This is a genomic window from Phycisphaerales bacterium, assembly GCA_016699835.1.
Taxonomy (GTDB): Bacteria; Planctomycetota; Phycisphaerae; order Phycisphaerales; family UBA1924.
Window position 1 is genome coordinate 2,634,088 of record CP064987.1, and the last position, 16,530, is coordinate 2,650,617.

12 protein-coding genes are annotated in these 16,530 nt (G+C 65.5%); 1 reads left to right on the plus strand and 11 read right to left on the minus strand.

All coding sequences use genetic code 11. The annotated features are described in order from the left end of the window. Window positions 1–7: 7 nt before the first annotated feature. The 10 genes from IPK69_10880 to IPK69_10925 form a co-directional block, all read right to left on the minus strand. A complete protein-coding gene (locus IPK69_10880) occupies window positions 8–1,018 on the minus strand; it encodes a glycosyltransferase family 2 protein (GenBank protein ID QQS08484.1) in 1,011 nt (336 codons plus the stop codon). An 87-nt stretch (window positions 1,019–1,105) separates the two neighbouring features. Next, complete coding sequence (locus tag IPK69_10885) at window positions 1,106–2,113, minus strand: glycosyltransferase family 2 protein (protein ID QQS08485.1); 1,008 nt, start codon at window positions 2,111–2,113, stop codon at window positions 1,106–1,108. Then, the gene (locus IPK69_10890) at window positions 2,110–3,525 is read right to left on the minus strand and encodes an O-antigen ligase domain-containing protein (GenBank protein QQS08486.1); all 1,416 of its coding nucleotides are present in this window, start codon (window positions 3,523–3,525) and stop codon (window positions 2,110–2,112) included. Before IPK69_10890 ends, IPK69_10885 begins: the two co-directional genes overlap by 4 nt. Then, window positions 3,522–4,604, minus strand: coding sequence for a glycosyltransferase family 4 protein (locus tag IPK69_10895; protein QQS08487.1), 1,083 nt, complete (start codon window positions 4,602–4,604; stop codon window positions 3,522–3,524). Before IPK69_10895 ends, IPK69_10890 begins: the two co-directional genes overlap by 4 nt. A 5-nt stretch (window positions 4,605–4,609) precedes the next feature. Beyond that, window positions 4,610–6,241 carry an oligosaccharide flippase family protein gene (locus tag IPK69_10900; protein QQS08488.1) on the minus strand — a complete coding sequence of 544 codons (1,632 nt, stop codon included), beginning with the start codon at window positions 6,239–6,241 and terminating at the stop codon, window positions 4,610–4,612. Beyond that, window positions 6,238–7,368 (minus strand): hypothetical protein, encoded by a 1,131-nt coding sequence (locus tag IPK69_10905; protein QQS08489.1) that lies wholly within the window; start codon window positions 7,366–7,368, stop codon window positions 6,238–6,240. Before IPK69_10905 ends, IPK69_10900 begins: the two co-directional genes overlap by 4 nt. Before the next feature lie 180 nt (window positions 7,369–7,548). Further along, a complete protein-coding gene (locus IPK69_10910) occupies window positions 7,549–11,022 on the minus strand; it encodes a fibronectin type III domain-containing protein (GenBank protein QQS08490.1) in 3,474 nt (1,157 codons plus the stop codon). Between the two features lie 590 nt (window positions 11,023–11,612). Then, window positions 11,613–12,647 (minus strand): dTDP-glucose 4,6-dehydratase, encoded by a 1,035-nt coding sequence (rfbB, locus tag IPK69_10915; GenBank protein ID QQS08491.1) that lies wholly within the window; start codon window positions 12,645–12,647, stop codon window positions 11,613–11,615. 54 nt (window positions 12,648–12,701) lie between these two features. Then, the gene (locus IPK69_10920; GenBank protein ID QQS08492.1) at window positions 12,702–13,553 is read right to left on the minus strand and encodes a class I SAM-dependent methyltransferase; all 852 of its coding nucleotides are present in this window, start codon (window positions 13,551–13,553) and stop codon (window positions 12,702–12,704) included. Window positions 13,554–13,600: 47 nt separating this feature from the next. Beyond that, the gene (locus IPK69_10925; protein QQS08493.1) at window positions 13,601–14,092 is read right to left on the minus strand and encodes a DUF1569 domain-containing protein; all 492 of its coding nucleotides are present in this window, start codon (window positions 14,090–14,092) and stop codon (window positions 13,601–13,603) included. Between the two features lie 119 nt (window positions 14,093–14,211). Between IPK69_10925 and IPK69_10930 the strand changes: the two genes are divergently transcribed. Further along, a complete protein-coding gene (locus IPK69_10930; protein ID QQS08494.1) occupies window positions 14,212–14,781 on the plus strand; it encodes a hypothetical protein in 570 nt (189 codons plus the stop codon). A gap of 40 nt (window positions 14,782–14,821) precedes the next feature. On the opposite strand, the gene guaB is transcribed toward IPK69_10930, so the two are convergent. After that, window positions 14,822–16,444: an IMP dehydrogenase gene (gene guaB, locus IPK69_10935; protein ID QQS08495.1), complete on the minus strand. Its 1,623-nt coding sequence runs from the start codon at window positions 16,442–16,444 to the stop codon at window positions 14,822–14,824. Window positions 16,445–16,530 lie beyond the last annotated feature (86 nt).

The following is a 16,530-nucleotide window of genomic DNA, read 5'->3' on the forward strand; positions in this document are numbered from 1 at the left end:
GATTGCGTTACGATGCAACGTTGCGTGTGGGTTGTGGCGATGGAGATTGAGCGGCCGCGGGGCCCTTGTACTCGATCAGTCGGCGATCGCGGCGGAAGATCCCATCGAGGATGCTGCGGAGGACGCCGATCGCCTGCGAGCCCTTGCAGAGCAGGATGAACGAGGCGTAGCGCTCGGCGACGTCCTCGTCGATGCGCCTGGCCCGGCGGTAGAGCGACCACCAGATACGCGCATAGAGCAGCGTGAGCACGAGTGCGGCGGGCCAGAAGACGATGGCGAGCGTGAGGATGAAGATCGGCAGGAACAGGCCATAGATGAGAGCGCTCGCGGCCCGCTTGACCCACGGTTTGCCTGGGCCATGGCGGTGCATCCAGCCGACCTGGGCGTAGCAGTAGCCGCTGCGTTGCTCGCGTTTCCAGAAGGCACGGAAAGATCGCATGTTGATGTCGTGGAGGACCATCTCGTGGGCGAGGCGGTGTGAGGACCAGCCGTGCTCGGTGAGGCGGAAGCCCAGGTCGGGGTCCTCGCCGGCGATGAGGTCGGTGCGCCAGCCGCCGATGTCTCGCAGGGCGGCGACTCGGCAGAGGGAGTTGCCGCCGGGATAGGGCGCGGGGCCCGGTTCGGCGTGCCAATCGACGTTGGTCAGGCGGTTGTAGATCGTACGCTCGGGGAACTCCTCGCGCCAGCGCCCGCTGACGGCGGCGACCTTGGGGTTCTCGTCGAGGAACTCGACGCCGACATCGATCCAGTCGGGGTCCATCACGCAGTCGCCATCGATGAACTGGACGAACTCGAGGCTGGGCAGGTCGGTGAGGAGGGCGTCGAGGCCGGTCTGGCGTCCTCGCGCGGCGGTAAAGGGGCCATCTTTGAGGGCGATGGTGTGCACGCCGATCTCGTGGGCGTTCTCGACGCTGTTGTCGCTGGAGTTGGAATCGACGTAGACGACGCGCGCGACATGGGGCAGCGCGGCATGGAGGGCGCGGACGAGGCGCTCGCCTTCGTTGCGGCCGATGATCACGGCGCCGACGCGATCCTTCGCGGGCGGGCCATTTGGCGAGTTTGGCGGTTGCTCGTGGTCCATAGCGTGAGAAGGGCCAGATTCCCGTTACAGATCCAGTCGGCTGGTGATCGTCTCGTACGCGGCGTGATTGTACTGGTATTTGTCCGAGGCCTTGCCCGATCGGAATCGATGCCACAACGCCCTCGCACCAAAGAGGAGCGTGTCGGCGGCCCGCACGATGAACTCGGCGAGGCGGCCATAGCAGATCCGCTGAACGAGGTACCGCCCTCGCCAGAACTGCACGCTGCGGGCGGCCTGGGCCATGCGCGTGGGATCCGACGATGAACCGCCGAGGTGGGTCGTGGTGCTCGTGGGGTCATAGAGGAGACGCCAGCCGTGCTTGCTCAGGCGGTGCGAGAACTCAATGTCCTCGCCATAGAAGAAGAAGGCCTCGTCGAGTAGGCCGAGTTTCTGGACGATCTCGCCGCGGGTGAGGATGAACGCGCCGATGATCCAGTCCACGTCGCGCTTGGTCGTGGCGCGGTCCCACTGAAGATCCTCGGTGTCGGCCCACTCGAAGAGCGACGGCAGATACCACGGCAGACCCAGACCCCGCACGACAAGACGCAGCGGCGTGGGGAAGCGTCGCGTGCAGACCTGGACCGTGCCATCGGCGTTGAGGAGTTTGCACGTCATCGCGCCAACGTCTGATTCACGTTCCATCACGTCGATGCAGGCCTTGAGGCAGCCGGGGTGGACGATGGTGTCGCTGTTGAGGAGAAGGATGTACTTCGCGGCTGGGCCGGCCTCGTAGCCCCGGTTGTTGCCATACGAGAATCCGCCGTTCTTGGGAAGCGGCGCGAGCGTGCACCACGACGCCCACTCGTTCTCGTCGATTGCGGCCTGGATGCGTGCCAGGGAATCATCGCCCGAGGCGTTGTCGGCGACGACGACGTGGGTCGTGGCGACGGTTGGGATCTCGGGCGCGAGCGAGCGCAGGCAATCGATCGTGACGTCGGGCGTCTTGTAGTTGACGATGACGATGAGAAGCGTGTGGGTGGTGCTCGTGCTTCCCTCGCGCGATGGCGTTGTGGTTGGAGCCGTGGAACTCATGGCGAGGCGCTCCTGGAACCGGTCGCCGAGGGGCGGTAGGGCATGCTCATGGTTCGCGCCTGCGAAGGGCGATACGCCATGTGTGCCGCGGCAGCCATCATGCGAGCCTGCTGGGGCGACGGCACAAGCCCGCCCGCGGCACCGAAGGCGAGAATGAAGACCGGATTGATCATCGCGTTCGAGAGGCAATCTGCGAGATATAGCCCGCACGAGACGACGATGAAGATGACGGGAGCGACGGCGGGGTGGGTCCAGGTGTGCCTGGGCGTCGATCGGAGAAGGGCGACGATCGGCGCAAGCATCGAGGCGAAGAATGTCGCGAGACCGATCAGCCCGAGTTTGCCGAGATAGATCATCCAAAGGCTGTCGGCGATGATGCCCTTGCTGCTCTCGCTGGTTTTCAGCCCGACGAACATGAACCGGGCCGCTCCCAGCCACTTCTGGCCTTGAACGAAGTACCAGAGTTCATTCTCGCTGTTGAGGCGCGTCCAAAGCGAGTCGGCCCGCGCGGGTCCGGCGATGCTCTTGGCGAGGTCCACGAGTTGGTGCCCGTCCCACCCGCCGAAGGTGCGGGCGATGGGGTAGAGCAGGGGCAGAAAGAGGATCGCCCACAGGGGCGTGCGGAGATTCGCGAGACGCATCGCCGCGAGGATCAGGATCCCGACCACCATCCACACGAGCGCGCCGAGCGAGAGGCACCCCGCGGCGGTCACGAGGAGCACCGGGACGATGATGATGAGCGGGACGCCCAGGATCTTCCGATCCGTGCGGCTCCACCAGAGCCAGACGCCGGCGAGCGCACCGGTGCACATGAACGTCGCGACGGCGAGGCCGTGGACCATGAAGACGGTTGGTCGGAAGAACGAGCCGCGTTTCGATTGCTGCCAGTCGGCCTGGTGGAACCCATAAACCATCTCGTGGAGTCGCGGGCTCATGCGCATCTCGAAGAGGCACAGCGGGACATAGATCATCGCGCCGATGAGCATCGCGAGGACGAGTTCGCGCGCGGCCTTGAGATCGGTGATGTAGATCCGACCGATGGCGTAGGGCAGGACCCAGGTCACGAGCTGGTTCAGTGTGTTCGACAGCCCGTCGTAGATGCCATAGCCGTTCACCATCGATGAGGCGAAGGGGATGATCGCCCACAAGATCATGGGGAGGTCGAACCAGCGAAGTCGGTAGGCGATGAGAGGCCTGGCGTCGGAGATCAGCGTCGCGAGGAAGATGCTGATGCATGTGGCCGAGGTCTTGGTGTAGTCGGGCCACCCCTTGAAGCTATAGCCGGCAACGGGGAGGAACATCCACGCGGCGAAGAAGGCGACGAGCATCGCCCGCCGCGCGGGGAGCACCTGGAAGAGGATGATGATCCCCGGGATCAGCCCGAAGAGCGTGAGGGGGACGAGCGGGCTCATGCGTCGGCCACGCGCCGCAGCGCGCCCTCGAAGAGTTCGACGGCCCGATCCCAACTATGGTGCTCGGCGATCGTGCGGGCCTGCTCCGAGCGGCGCGACCACTCGTCGTCATTTAGCAAGAGGATCTCGTGCAGTCCATCGGCAAGGGCGTTGGCGTCGTCGGACGGAACGAGAACGCCGCCATCGCCGCTCGCGAGGAGATCGGGCGCGGCTCCCGCGCGGGTCGCCACGACGGGAGTTCTGCAGGCCATCGCCTCGAGAATCGGGAGCCCAAAGCCCTCCTGGCGGCTCCCCCAAGCCCAGGCGGTGCAGGAGGAGTAGAGATCGACGATGCGTGCGTGCGATGGGCAGGTGGTGTGCTCGACCCAGTTGGGAATAGAGAGCCGCGGCGTGGAGCCGATAAGCCCGAACGAGCGCACGCGGAGATCGGGATGCTTGGCCCTGAGTTTCTCGAGCGCGCCGAAGATGAGATCGCAACCCTTGATGGGCAGATCGTGATACACAAAGCCGATAGTGGGTGTTGCGGGCTTGGTGCGACGTGGAGCGGCGTTGAAGAGCGTCGTGTCCACGCCGTTGGGCACGATGATCGCGTTCGGGTCGTTGAACTCGTCGCGTGCCATGTCGGCGAGCCACTGGGCGACCGTGATCTTCTGCATCGGAAGCCGCCACGTGGCGTCGACACGGTCTGCCGGTTGCCCCGAACCCGCGTCGTATCCCTGGAGGAAATAGACGGGTTTGCCCTTGGAGGGCGAGAGATGTGAGACCCACTCGGCCGTCTCCCACCACGTCGCGACCACCACGTCGGCATCGGGGAGATCGTGATCGTCGATCGGGCGAAACTCGTTGATAACATGGAGATCGGAGTCGATGCGGTCGAAATGGGTGGGGTCGGCCCAGCGTCGCCACACGCCGCGACCCGCGAGGAGTTTCCTCGCGATGTGCGACTTTCGGAGCGGTCTTGGCCGCCGGGCGGCGAGGAGGATCTGGTGCCCGCGCGCGGTGAGCCTCTCGGCGTAGAGCGCGGCGACGCGCAGGCCGCCGTCCAGCCCGATGTTGGGGATCACGATGGTGATGCGCATGGGCTTCATCGGCGTCGGAATACCTTGGTGAAAGCATGCCAGCAGGGGTACGCGAAGCACGCCGTCACGATCGTGCCCTTGACGAGGAAGGCAAGGATTGTGCCGTCGCGAAGGCCAAGGAGGCCCGCGCCCTCTTTCGCGAGCCAGAACGCCGCGGCACATCCAAGGAACAAGACCAGGTCGTGCTTGAGGAACGAGAGTTTCAGTCTTTTGGCGGCGAAGGCGAAGACCGCGTATCGGCCGAGGTCCGCGACGGTGACGCCCGCGACCGCCCAGAGCAGGCTCTCGTGGCTGTTGGTGTGCCCGACCCACTCCTTGAATCGCTCGAGCGTGGTCCAGGCCCACCCCTGTGGCGTGAACCACTCTTGCATCGCCGAGAGGTGCGACTGTTCCCACGCGATCCACGAGTCGGGAATCCAGCCGCCGATCATCAGGCCCAGCGTCACGAAGATCAGCAGCCCGATGACCTTGGCGAGGTTGCCGTAGGCGATTATTTTGGCGTTGCCCGCGGCGAGGACGGCGGCGCCGACGGTGAACTCAAAGAGTTGGAAGAGTCCGCCCGCGGCGATGATCGGGACAAACGCCGCCGCGCCCGAGTAATCTTTCTTGTACGCCATGAGCACGAAATCAGGCCCTACGGCGGCGGCGCCGGTGATGAGGAGCGCGCCCCCGATGGAGATCGGAGAGCGAATGGTCTTGAACGTCCGACGGAGATCGCCACCCTCGTGGATCGTGCGGCTGTATGCGGGGAAAGCGACCGACTCGCCGATTCGGCGCGAGACATCGAGGGGCACGATCGCGAGCATCACAGCGATGCTGTAGACGCCGAGGACCTCTTTGGTGATGTGGTCGCCGAAGAGCAGTTTGTCACCCTGCTGCGCGAAGAAAGTGAAGACGGTGCTGACGAAGATCCAGCCGCCGAAGTGCATGAGCGACTTGACGGCCTTTGGCTCCCACTGGAAACGGTCGCCCGGAGCAGGCTCGAGGTAGTGGCTCGCGACGGCTCGAACGACCGCCGCAGTGATCGTCCCGGCGACGAGCGCCCACACGCTGGGATAGAAATACGCCCACGCCACCATGACGATGGTCTGGACGATCTGCACCGCGACATCGAGGAGGGCGATCTTGCGGACGTCCATTCGGCGTTGCAGCGTGAAGAGCGACGTCGAGTTGAACCCCGAGATGAGTGCGGCGACGGAAACGAAGAGGATGACGGGCGTCAGGGCGGCGGCGTTGGTGTCTGGCGAGTCGGCGTCGCCGAAGCGTAACGCAAACGGATACGCGAGCGCGCACGCCGCCAGCCACACGATCACGCCGCGGATGACCTGCATCGTCCACGCGGTGTTGAGGAACGCGCGGTTCCTGCCGCGTGGATTCTGGACGACGCTTGGCCCGATCCCGATGTCGCTGAACATCTGCAGGCCCGACATCAGCGTCCCGACGATCACGGTCATGCCGAAGTACTCGGGAAGAAGAAGATTCGCGAGAAGGATGTTGCCGATCAGTCGAATGACGTTCGAGGCTCCAAAGGCGATCGTGGACCACATCGACCCGCGGATCGCGAGCGAGCGCATCGAGTTTGATGGTGCTGCTCTTTGAGTCGGGGCGGCTTGGGCTCCCGTGCCTGCGGCGCTCATGACCGGACCCCGTGCTGATCGACGATGCGCTTGAGCCCATGGAAATATCGGCGGACGTGCTCGTCCATCGCGTCGCCCTCACGCCCCAGGGCGCGCTCGAGGCGTTCGGACATGTGCACCATCCACAGCGCGTGGATCGGCTTCATCTTCGAGAGATCCACGCCCCGGCCCCAGAGCGGAACGACGGTCTCGCCCTTCTCGATGATCGGGACGAGGTCCCGCAACTCCTCCGGCGAGCCGCCGATGAAGTTGTAGTAGGGAATCATGAAGAGGTTGTTGTTCCCAGGGACGAATCGACCGGCGCGATGGTCCACGTACTGGCAAATCATCTGGCTCGGGTGGACGAGTTCGGACTCTTCCATGGGAAGCACGTCGCGCGTGCCGGCCCTGGTCTCGGCGTGGAGAAACGTGTCGAACTCCACGCGGCGATCGCCACGCCGACCCATGCGGTTGAAGAGATCGATGGCGTTGAACCGCTCGCGGACGAACGCCGCGTCGAACATCATCTCGAACGTGCGGACGAGCCGGTCGGACTCGATCACGCCAAGGCCCGAGTACCAGTCGATGCCGAGATACTCGACGCCCCGAGCCTTGATCGCGTCCGCGCGCTCGCGGAGCAGGCCGGGCCGAAGCAGGAGCGCATCGAAATCGTGGAGCATCGCGTATCGCGTCCGCGTCCTGGAAATGCCCAGCGTCCACGACAGCCACGAGTACACCCAGCCCCAGTCGACGCGCCGGGCGCGATCCACCTGGGCCTGCGAGTAGTACACGAACTCCAGTGGTCTTTCACCCGCGATCTCTCGTGCCCGCTCCTCAAAACCCGCAGGGCGTTCGGCGAGCGTGCAGTCCACCACGCACAGGATCTTGTCGCACCCCGTCAAGTCGAGGCGGCACAGAAACTCGAGATTCGCCCAGAGCATCGACGCCAGGCGATGGGCACACCCGATAATCACGGTGTACCCGTCGACGGGGTTCTCGAGCGGCGTCCACGAGGAGAGCCCCCGGATGTACATCCGCAATGCCGTGCGGGAGAGCGACTTGCGCGCGAATCGGCCCAACCCGTGCGAGCCGGGAGCGACGGTCGGGGCACCGGGGGGCGCCTTGGTCTGGGCGTTCTGCGTGGTCATCGGTCCTCACCCCCATCATCGGCCCGAAGGGTGGCCTTCCTTGGGGCAACGAGGGTGAGGATATACGCCCGGCGTGCGGGGGCCGTTCGTACCCAGGAACGGGCTTTGCACACAAAGAAGCACCGGCCGAGTCTTTCGACCCGGCCGGCGTGGAAGTCAAGAAAATGAGATCGCCGTTGGTTATGGCGTGACCGTGTAGCCCTGACGGAAGTAGGAGAGCAGCGAGTCGATGGAGTAGTTGGTCATGGGGTTGCCCCGTGAACGCTGCTTGATGGCGGTCATGAAGGCGTCGTGGGTGTTGCCGCTGCCCTGGGTGGCCTGGTAGGTGCCGAGGGTTCGGCTGGGGTCGGTGAAGGTGATCGTGCCGCTCGAGGAGCCGGTCTCGCCGGTCTGGGTGAGCCACTGCTGGTAGGTGTAGAGGTCGCCGGCGATGTCGAACCAGCGGTTGGCGGGTCCGGCGTCATTGTACTTGTTCCCGTTGAAGCGGATCACCGAGGGCGTCGTCGAGAAGGTGTTGACGAGTTGGGAGAAGGCGAAGCCGGTGCCGGTGTCGACGATCACGTTGTTCTCGACGAGGTGCCCGTTCGAGACGCGCCCGTTGTTGGGGGCGTAGGCCTGGATCGGCCCGTGCCAGTCGTAGACGATGTTGTTGCGGACGGTGGCGTTGCGGCACCCGATGCCGACGGTCCCGTCGATGTTGATGGCGAAGTTGGGGTCGTTGCTGATGCTGTGCGCGAAGATGTTGTTCTCGACGATGGCGCCCGAGGCGTTGACGTTGAGGAGTTCGATGCCCCACCCGCGGGGGTTCGTCGAGTTCATGTCCCGACCCTCGAGGATCACGTTGCCACGGATGGCGGCGGTGATCCCGAGCGGGTCGGGGTTGTCGCGGCTGCCGATCATGATCGCGATGGCGTTGCGAGCGAAGATGTTGTCCTCGATGATCCCGCCGGCGCGCATCTGGAGACCGTGCGAGGAGCCGTCGGCGACGAAGTTGCGCCGGAAGGTGACGTTGGTGCAGTCGGGCTGGATGTAGACGTTGTGGTTGTAGATGGTCGCGTCGTTGGTGGTGCGTGACCAGCCGTTGTGGTCGAAGATGTTCTCCTCGAGGAGGAAGTTGTCGATCTGCGAGCAGTACATGCCCTCGGAGTGGGCGGCGCCCGTGGGGCGGTTGTCGGCGATGATGCAGCGGCGGATGGTGACGCCGTTGATGCGCCCCGTGTACCCCTGCATGGTGATGCCGTGGGTGAAGCCGTGGATGTAGAGATCCTCGAAGGTGACGTTCTGACCCGGGTCGAGCCAGGTGATGCCCTCGGAACTGGGATTGCCGTTGGGGGTCATCTCAACGCCGGAGATCACGATGTGGTCGACGCTCGGGGGCGCGCTGCTCCCGACGGTGCGGAGGAAGCCCGTAGTGCCCGAGGGGACGATGAAGAGGGGGCGGCTGGGGCTGTTGCCATAGGTCGTGACGACCATGGGCTCGGTGGCGCTGCGCCCGCTCTTGCGCCAGGTCGGGAAGGTCTCGTTCCACGTGTCGCCGCGCTTGAGGTAGAGGAAGTCGGGCATGCGGTCGCGGAGGAGTCCGACGCCGGCGGCGATGGTGCGCACCGGGGTGGACGGGGTAAGCCCGTCGTTGCCGTTGTTGCCTTCGGTAGCGCTGACATAGATGGTGCGCGAGTCGGCGCTGGGACGGCCGACGTAGTAGCCGTTGGCGTCGTAGTCGCCGTTGGTCCCGCCGCCGCCTCCCTGGGGCGTGCCCGCAGCGATGGTCGCGGTGACCCAGGCGGTGAAGGCCGAGCCGCCCGCGGCATTGAGCGCGCGGACGCGGTAACTCACGGTGTCCAGCCCCGGGGTCTCGGTGAACCCGGTGACGTTGGCGCTGACGGTGCGCGTGCTGGGCGACCCGAACGAGGGGTTGCGCTCCAGTTCGAAGGAGGTCTCGTTGTTGGAGTTGTCGCTCCAGGTGACCTGGGCGACGCCGTTGCCGCCGTCGACAACGCTCAGCCCGCTGGGCGCCGCGGGGACGCCGGCGATCGTGACCGTCGCGAAGGAGGTCCAGGCGGAGAAGGCGCTGCCGACGCCGGCGCGGACCTGGTAGCGGTGCGTGCCCGGACCGGGCGTGTCGGTGTAGGCGGTGGTGTTGGCGGGCGAAGAGAAGACCTGACGCGAGCCCCACGTCGAGCCGCTCTGCGTCTCGCGAGCGACCTCGAAGGTGGACTCGTTGGACGAGTTGTCGGCCCAGGTGACACGCGCCTGCGTGCCGTTCACGATGGAGACGACCGTCCCGCTCGGCGCCGAGGGGGCGACGACGGCGACGGTGACCTGCGCGTTGGTGGTGTAGGCCGAGTTGCCCGCACTGTTGACGGCGCGGACGCGGTAGCGGAAGGTGCCGACGCCCGGAGCGTCGGTCAGCGTCGTGGTGTTGGCGCCGGAGTTGAGCGTCGTGGCGCCGGTCCAGCTCGAGCCGCTCTGCGTCTCGCGGAGGACCTCGAAGCCGGTCTCATTGGTCGAGTTGTCGGTCCAACTGACGCGGACCTGCGATCCGTCGCCGAGATCGCTGGCGGTGGGGCTGCTGGGCGCGTCGGGCGGGATCTCGAGAACCTGGGCCGTGACATACGCCGTGTAGGTCGAGGCGCCGACGCCGTTGACGGCACGCCCGCGATAGCGGTGGGTGCCCAGGCCCGGAGCGTCGATCATGGAGGTCTGATCGGCGGCGGCCGAGAGGGTGACGCTGTTCACCCACTGCGAACCCTGCTGGGTCTCACGCACGATCTCGAACCCCGACTCGTTGTCGGAGTGGTCGAGCCACGTGATTTGGACCTGGGAGCGATTGCCCAGGTCCGTCGCGGCGAGGCCCGCCATGGGGTCCGGCGGAATGTCGGCGATCGTGGGAATGACCCACGCCGAGTACTCGGAGTTGCCGGCGCTGTTGATGGCGCGGATGTGGTAGCGGAAGGTGCCCACGCCGGGGCTGTCGTCGATCGTGGTGGCATTGGCGCTGGCGTTGATCTGCGTCGTGCCGATCCAACTCGCGCCGCTCTGCTGCTCGCGCACGATCTCGAACCCCGTCTCGTTGAGCGAGGTGTCGTTCCAGGTGAGGCGGGCGCTGCCGCCGGTGCCGAGGTCGGCAACCTGCAGACCCGTCGGGGCCGTGGGAGCGACCTCGTTGACGGTCACGAGCGCAAAGGCTGTGAACGCCGAGGTTCCCGCCGCGGTGATGGAGCGGACCTGATAGCGATAGACACCCGGACCCACGCTGTCGGTGAGCGTGGCGCTCTCGCTGGTGATGACGGTGCGCTCGACCCAGGTGGAGCCTTGCTGACGCTCGCGGGCGAGTTCGAAGGTGCCGTCGGCCGGGTCGGCATCGACCCAGGTCACGAGCACGTTCCGCCCGTTGGCCATATCGAGGGCGCGGAGCGTGGTGGGGGCGATGACGGTCCCGCCGCCGGATGTCCCGGGCGTGCCGCCACCGGTTGAACCACCGGTCGAGCCACCCGTGGATCCGCCAGTCGAGCCGCCGGTGCTCCCACCGGTCGATCCGCCTGTGGAGCCTCCCGTGCTGCCGCCGGTGGAACCACCCGAAGGCGTTGGGTTTGTGGATCCGCCGCCACCCTGGTTGTTGGCGTTGTTGATCGCGGCGCGAGCGGCTGCGGCCATGGCACGACGCCACGCCCGGCTCCCGACTGGAGCCGAGGTCGTGGGTGTGCTCGTGTTCGTTGATGTTGAGGTATCAGACGGCGGTGGTGTCGCCGGCGCTTGGTTCTGCTGTCCATGTTGGCGCGAGCGACGGGTGTGCGGATTACCAGACGAGTTCTGGGCCCAGGCCGCAGGCGCAGTTGTGCCCGCAACCATGACCCAGACCAGGCCATACGTGATCGGACGAACGTAAGACTTCATCAATCCCTTTCCCTCCACGCGAATCGGTCGCGTGAAGACACTGTCGGATACAGAGGGGAGTTTGCCGAGGTGGGTGATCCAGGTAGTCTGGAGAATTCACATGGGCACATCCTGCATTCCGACAACTCTGCCCGCGCCCCACCATGGGCACAGACACCCCCGAGGGCAAATCTTGACGGCGAATGTCCGAGAAAGAAACCCCAACATCTGCCTTCTACGCGCAAATCCGCTCTTCAACCTACGAACAAAGCACTACCATAGGCGAATTCCCATCAATCTCTAGGATCGATAGCAGAATCAGGGCCCAATTGGGAGCAGATCCGAACCTCGAACGACCACGTCCGGATCGCCTACGCCCCGCGGTGGCCATATTGACGCTGGTAATAGTCCCGGTACGCCCCGGACCGCACGCGTTCCCACCACTGTGGATGGTCCACGTACCACTTCACGGTCTTCTCGAGAGCACTCGGCCAGGCCGACCGGCTGGGGCGCCAGCCGAGTTCCCGGTCCATCTTCGTCGCGTCGATTGCGTAGCGCCGGTCGTGCCCGGGTCGGTCGGCGACGGGCTGGATCATGTCGTGGCCCTTGCCCAGGATCTTGAGGATGGAGTGCGTGAGTTCGAGATTCGATCGCTCGTTGTTCCCGCCGACGTTGTAAACCTCGCCGGCCTTGCCCTTCTCGAGCGCGACGCAGATCGCCTCGCAGTGGTCGTCGACGTGGAGCCAATCTCGGACGTTCTGCCCATCGCCATAGAGCGGGACCTTCTTCCCCTGGATGAGATTGGTCACGAAGAGGGGGATGACTTTTTCGGGGAACTGGTAGGGTCCGAAGTTATTGGAGCAGCGCGTGGTGACGACGTCCATGTGGAAGGTGTGGTGGTACGCGCGCGCGAGGAGGTCGCCGCCGGCCTTGCTCGCGGCATACGGACTATTCGCGGCGAGGGGCGTCTTCTCGGTGAACAGAATCTCGGGCTTGTCGAGCGGAAGGGAGCCATAGACCTCGTCGGTCGAGACATACACAAACCGGCGCGAGGCCTTGGATTTCCAGACCTTGCGGGCGGCATCGAGCAGGACCTGCGTCCCCACGACGTTGGCGAGGATGAACGGCGCCGAGTCGAGGATCGAGCGATCGACGTGGCTCTCGGCGGCCATGTGGACGCAGCAGTCGCACTCGTCGAGCAGGCGTGAGACGAGCGCGGCGTCGTTGATGTCGCCCTTGACGAAGCGGTAGCGAGGGTCCTGGTCCACGCCGGCGAGATTCTCGAGGTTGCCCGAGTAGGTCAGGCTATCGAGATTGGTGACGCGCCAGGTGGGGCGGTTGGCGAGGACGAAGCGGACGAAGTTGCTACCGATGAATCCGGCGCCGCCGGTGAGGAGGAGGTGCATGGTGAATCGTTGGCAGGGTCGGCGACGCGGGTTCGAAGTTCGAGCGATCAGCAGTTAGTTTTCGCGCTTGGCGATGATCTCAAAGACCGGCGGGCAGACGACGAACTCGCTGGGCGAGCGCTCGATTGTCTCAAGGTCCGCAAACAACTCGACCTGGTCGTGCTCGGTGAGCAGGCCCATGGCGACGAGTTTGGGGGTGTAGATGTGCCACCAGGTCTTGAGCCAGTGGAACATCGCGTCTCCGGCCCGACCGAGGCGTTGGTGGACGCGGATGCTCTCGATCGTGAGGCCCGCGTTGGCGCAGAAGGCGGGGACCTTGCCCATGATGTCGGTGTCGCCGCCCCGGGCTTCCCAACTGCGGATCGTGGCATCAACGGCCTTGGACATCGATGATCGCCTCGGGGCGGTCGTCATCGCCCGATAGTTGAAGTAGTCGTGGATCACGAGCCGCCCGCCTGGCGCGAGCAGTGAGGCGGCCTCGCGTACGACGCCGGCCGGGTCCTTCACGAAACAGAGAACCCAGCGCGTATAGGCAAGGTCGTACGGCCCGCCCTCGCGCACGGCATCGATTTCGCCGAGAGCGTGGACATCGCCAACGACGCCACGCAGGTGGGCGAGCGAGCGCGAGGCGGCCTGCTCGTTGAACCATTGGATATAGGTCGCGGACTCGTCCACGCCGACGACGGAGCCGGAGGGCGTGACCAGGGCCGCGAGGTCGAACGACGCGTATCCGGGGCCGCAGCCGATGTCGAGCGACCGCTTCCCCGGCGCGATCCCGGCGTCACGCCACGCGGCATGGGCGGCGTCGGCCCAGAGGCGATGCTGGAACGAGAGGCGAGCAAGTTCATCGGCGCCCGTGCCCAGCACGTATTCGCGCGGTGGTGTGGTGTTCGGCATAATCGTCATCGCGTGGAACGAGCACGATCGTGAATCGGATCGAGTGAGTCGGCGCCTCAGGCCGGGAGGAAGTATCCCAGGTGCAACTCGGCGTGACGAAGGTTCGCCTGGATCCACTCGTCGTGGGTCATGGGCCCGACGATCGGGTGAGGCTGGACCGGCATGGTGTGCTCCAGACGATCGAAGGCCTTGTTGAGTTCGTCGAGTCCCTGCTGGGTGGAGACGGGTTCGATGCCGAGGGTGCCGCCGGGGATGTTGGGGATGCGCAGACCTGCGGGAAGCGGGCCACGGAGGAACTTCTTCTTGAAGGGTTTGAGCAAGACGCGGATGAGGAATGGCGGACGGACGGGATAGCCGTCGAAGGCGAAGTGGACCCACGTGGCAAGGTGGTGGAGGGTCTGCCCGAGTTCCCAGTTTCCGAGGCGTTTGAGCGTGCCGGCGTTCTCGGCGGCGATGAGGGTCTGGACCTCGCGATTGGCATCGCCGAGCGTCAGGAACTTGAGCGTCCGGCGGCCTTTGACGGCCTTTGTGTTGACGTGTTGGGCCATCATCGTCTCCGTGTCGCGGTCGTTTGCGGCGTGGGGCGAGGTATGGTAACCTGATATGTGGTCTGGCGGTCTCGCGGGGGCGATGAGGCCAGACCGAATCCATGATGCAGGAGAACTCGATGAACACGCCGCGTTTGTGTGTGAGTGGATTGGTTGGTGTGGTGATCGCTGGTTTGTGCTTCGGTTTGGGCGCATGCCATCAGCACCGGCACACCCAAAGCGCGTCGATGGCCGTCGTGGGTGCGCCTGACGCCGCCCACAAGGCGGCGTTCGACCGGCTGGCGTCGCTCTCGGGGACGTGGCAGAATCTTGGTGAAGATGGCAAGCCCACGGGCACGGTCGAGTTCGCCTTGTCGTCGAACAAGTCGTGCGTGCGGGAGATCATGTTCCCGGGTTCGGCGCACGAGATGACCAACATGTACACGCTCGACGGGCCGGAACTTCTCGTGACGCATTACTGCGCGATGGGGAACCAGCCGCACATGCGGGCCACGAAGGTCGAGGCGAATCGCATCGTCTTCGACATCGTCTCGGTCTCGAACATGCGGGCGGAAGAAGAGATGGTCATGGGGCATCTCACCGTGGACTTCACGGACGCGAATCACATCACCCAGACCTGGCGCACGCTCACCAAAGGCGAGCAGAAGATTGAGCCCACGATCATCACGCTCCAGCGTGTGGGGTCTTGAGCGACTGATATCGTGACTGACCCTGCCGACGGGCCGGGCATCAATCTTTCCCTCGCCCCGCGAGGTAGTTCGACGATTCCTTGGTGATCGTGATGTCGTGGGGATGATTCTCCACTACGGTCGCCGTGGAGACCTTGCAGAATCGGGCGTGGGTGCGGAGGTCCTCGATGGTGGGGCAGCCGCAGTATCCCATCGCGCTGCGAAGGCCACCCACGAGTTGATAGACAAACTCGGCGAGTGTGCCTCGGAAGGGGACGAGTCCCTCGACGCCCTCGGGGACGAACTTCTTGGCGGCGGCAGCCTTGTCGGCCTGGCCATAGCGGTCGGCGCTCCCCGCGTTCATCGCGCCCTCGGAGCCCATGCCGCGGTAACTCTTGTAACGCCTGCCGTGGGTGATGATCATCTCGCCGGGGCTTTCCTCGAGCCCGGCAAAGAGCGAGCCGAGCATGACGACGTGGGCGCCCGCGGCGATGGCCTTGGGGATATCGCCGCTGTGGCGGATCCCGCCATCGGCGATGACGGGGATGTCCACGCCCATGTCCTTGACCTGCTGGGCGACGTGCATGACGGCGGTGATCTGGGGGACGCCGACGCCGGTGACAACGCGAGTGGTGCAGATCGAGCCGGGCCCGATGCCGACCTTGATGGCGTCGGCGCCCGCCTCGATAAGGTCGCGGGCGGCTTCGGGCGTGGCAATGTTGCCCGCGATGATCTGGACGTCGCCCCTCGCAACACGTGGCAGCGCCTTGATCGTGCGAACTGAGCGAAGGACGTTCTCGCTGTGCCCGTGGGCGGTGTCGACGACGATCACATCGACCTCGGCATCGAGGAGCGCCTCGACGCGGTCGTACTGGTCCACGCCGACGGCCGCCCCGCAGCGGAGCCGGCCGCGAGCGTCGCGACAGGAGCGTGGGAACTGGCTGAGGCGGTCGATGTCGCGCATCGTGATGAGGCCCGCGAGATTCCCTTTCCCGTCGGTCAGGATGAGTTTCTCGACTTTCGCTTTGTTCAATACACCTTCGGCCTCGGCGAGTGTTGTGCCCGCGGCGGCGGTGATGAGGGCTTTGCCGTTGCTCGGGCCGCTCATCACGTCGGCGACGGTGGTCGCGTTGTCCTCGACGAACTTGAGGTCACGCCGAGTGATGATGCCCAGGACCTTGCCCTTGCCGCGGAGGCTCCCCCCGGCGACGGACGAGCCGTCCTCGGTGACGGGAAAGCCCGAGACGTTGTACTGACGCATCAGGTCCCGCGCCCGGGCGACGGTGTCGGTGGGGCCAAGGGTGATGGGGTCGGCGATGATGCCGTTGGCGGAGCGTTTGACCTTGGCGACCTCGCGCGCCTGGGCCTCGGTGGAGAGGTTCTTGTGGATGAAGCCCAGGCCGCCCTCTTGGGCGAGGGCGATCGCCAGCGCCGACTCGGTGACGGTGTCCATCGGGGCCGAGAGGAGCGGGATATGGAGGGAGATGGCGCGGGTGAGCCGCGTGGTCGTGTCGGCCTCGGCGGGCATCACGCCAGAACGTCGCGGGAGGAGCAGCACGTCGTCAAACGTGATGCCGTCGAAGGCGATCTTGGTGCCGGGGAGGAATCCGCCCGTCGAGGGACGCGGCGTCGAAGCGGGATGGCTGGAGGTCGTGGCGGCGGGCTGGCTGGCGAGGTTCGGCATCACACAGCGTTGGGGGCCTCGTCCCCAACGTCAAGATGGGCGTGCACCGGCGAGCGAATTCTCGTGAAATCGCGTGTGGTTCAAGC

Bases quoted from the DNA above. Each gene is read 5' to 3' on its own strand.
- IPK69_10885 (QQS08485.1), bottom strand. From the start codon at position 2,113: ATGAGTTCCACGGCTCCAACCACAACGCCATCGCGCGAGGGAAGCACG.
- IPK69_10890 (QQS08486.1), bottom strand. From the start codon at position 3,525: ATGAGCCCGCTCGTCCCCCTCACGCTCTTCGGGCTGATCCCGGGGATC.
- IPK69_10895 (QQS08487.1), bottom strand. From the start codon at position 4,604: ATGCGCATCACCATCGTGATCCCCAACATCGGGCTGGACGGCGGCCTG.
- IPK69_10900 (QQS08488.1), bottom strand. From the start codon at position 6,241: ATGAGCGCCGCAGGCACGGGAGCCCAAGCCGCCCCGACTCAAAGAGCA.
- IPK69_10905 (QQS08489.1), bottom strand. From the start codon at position 7,368: ATGACCACGCAGAACGCCCAGACCAAGGCGCCCCCCGGTGCCCCGACC.
- IPK69_10910 (QQS08490.1), bottom strand. From the start codon at position 11,022: ATGGCCGCAGCCGCTCGCGCCGCGATCAACAACGCCAACAACCAGGGT.
- rfbB (QQS08491.1), bottom strand. From the start codon at position 12,647: ATGCACCTCCTCCTCACCGGCGGCGCCGGATTCATCGGTAGCAACTTC.
- IPK69_10920 (QQS08492.1), bottom strand. From the start codon at position 13,553: ATGACGATTATGCCGAACACCACACCACCGCGCGAATACGTGCTGGGC.
- IPK69_10925 (QQS08493.1), bottom strand. From the start codon at position 14,092: ATGGCCCAACACGTCAACACAAAGGCCGTCAAAGGCCGCCGGACGCTC.
- IPK69_10930 (QQS08494.1), top strand. From the start codon at position 14,212: ATGAACACGCCGCGTTTGTGTGTGAGTGGATTGGTTGGTGTGGTGATC.
- guaB (QQS08495.1), bottom strand. From the start codon at position 16,444: ATGCCGAACCTCGCCAGCCAGCCCGCCGCCACGACCTCCAGCCATCCC.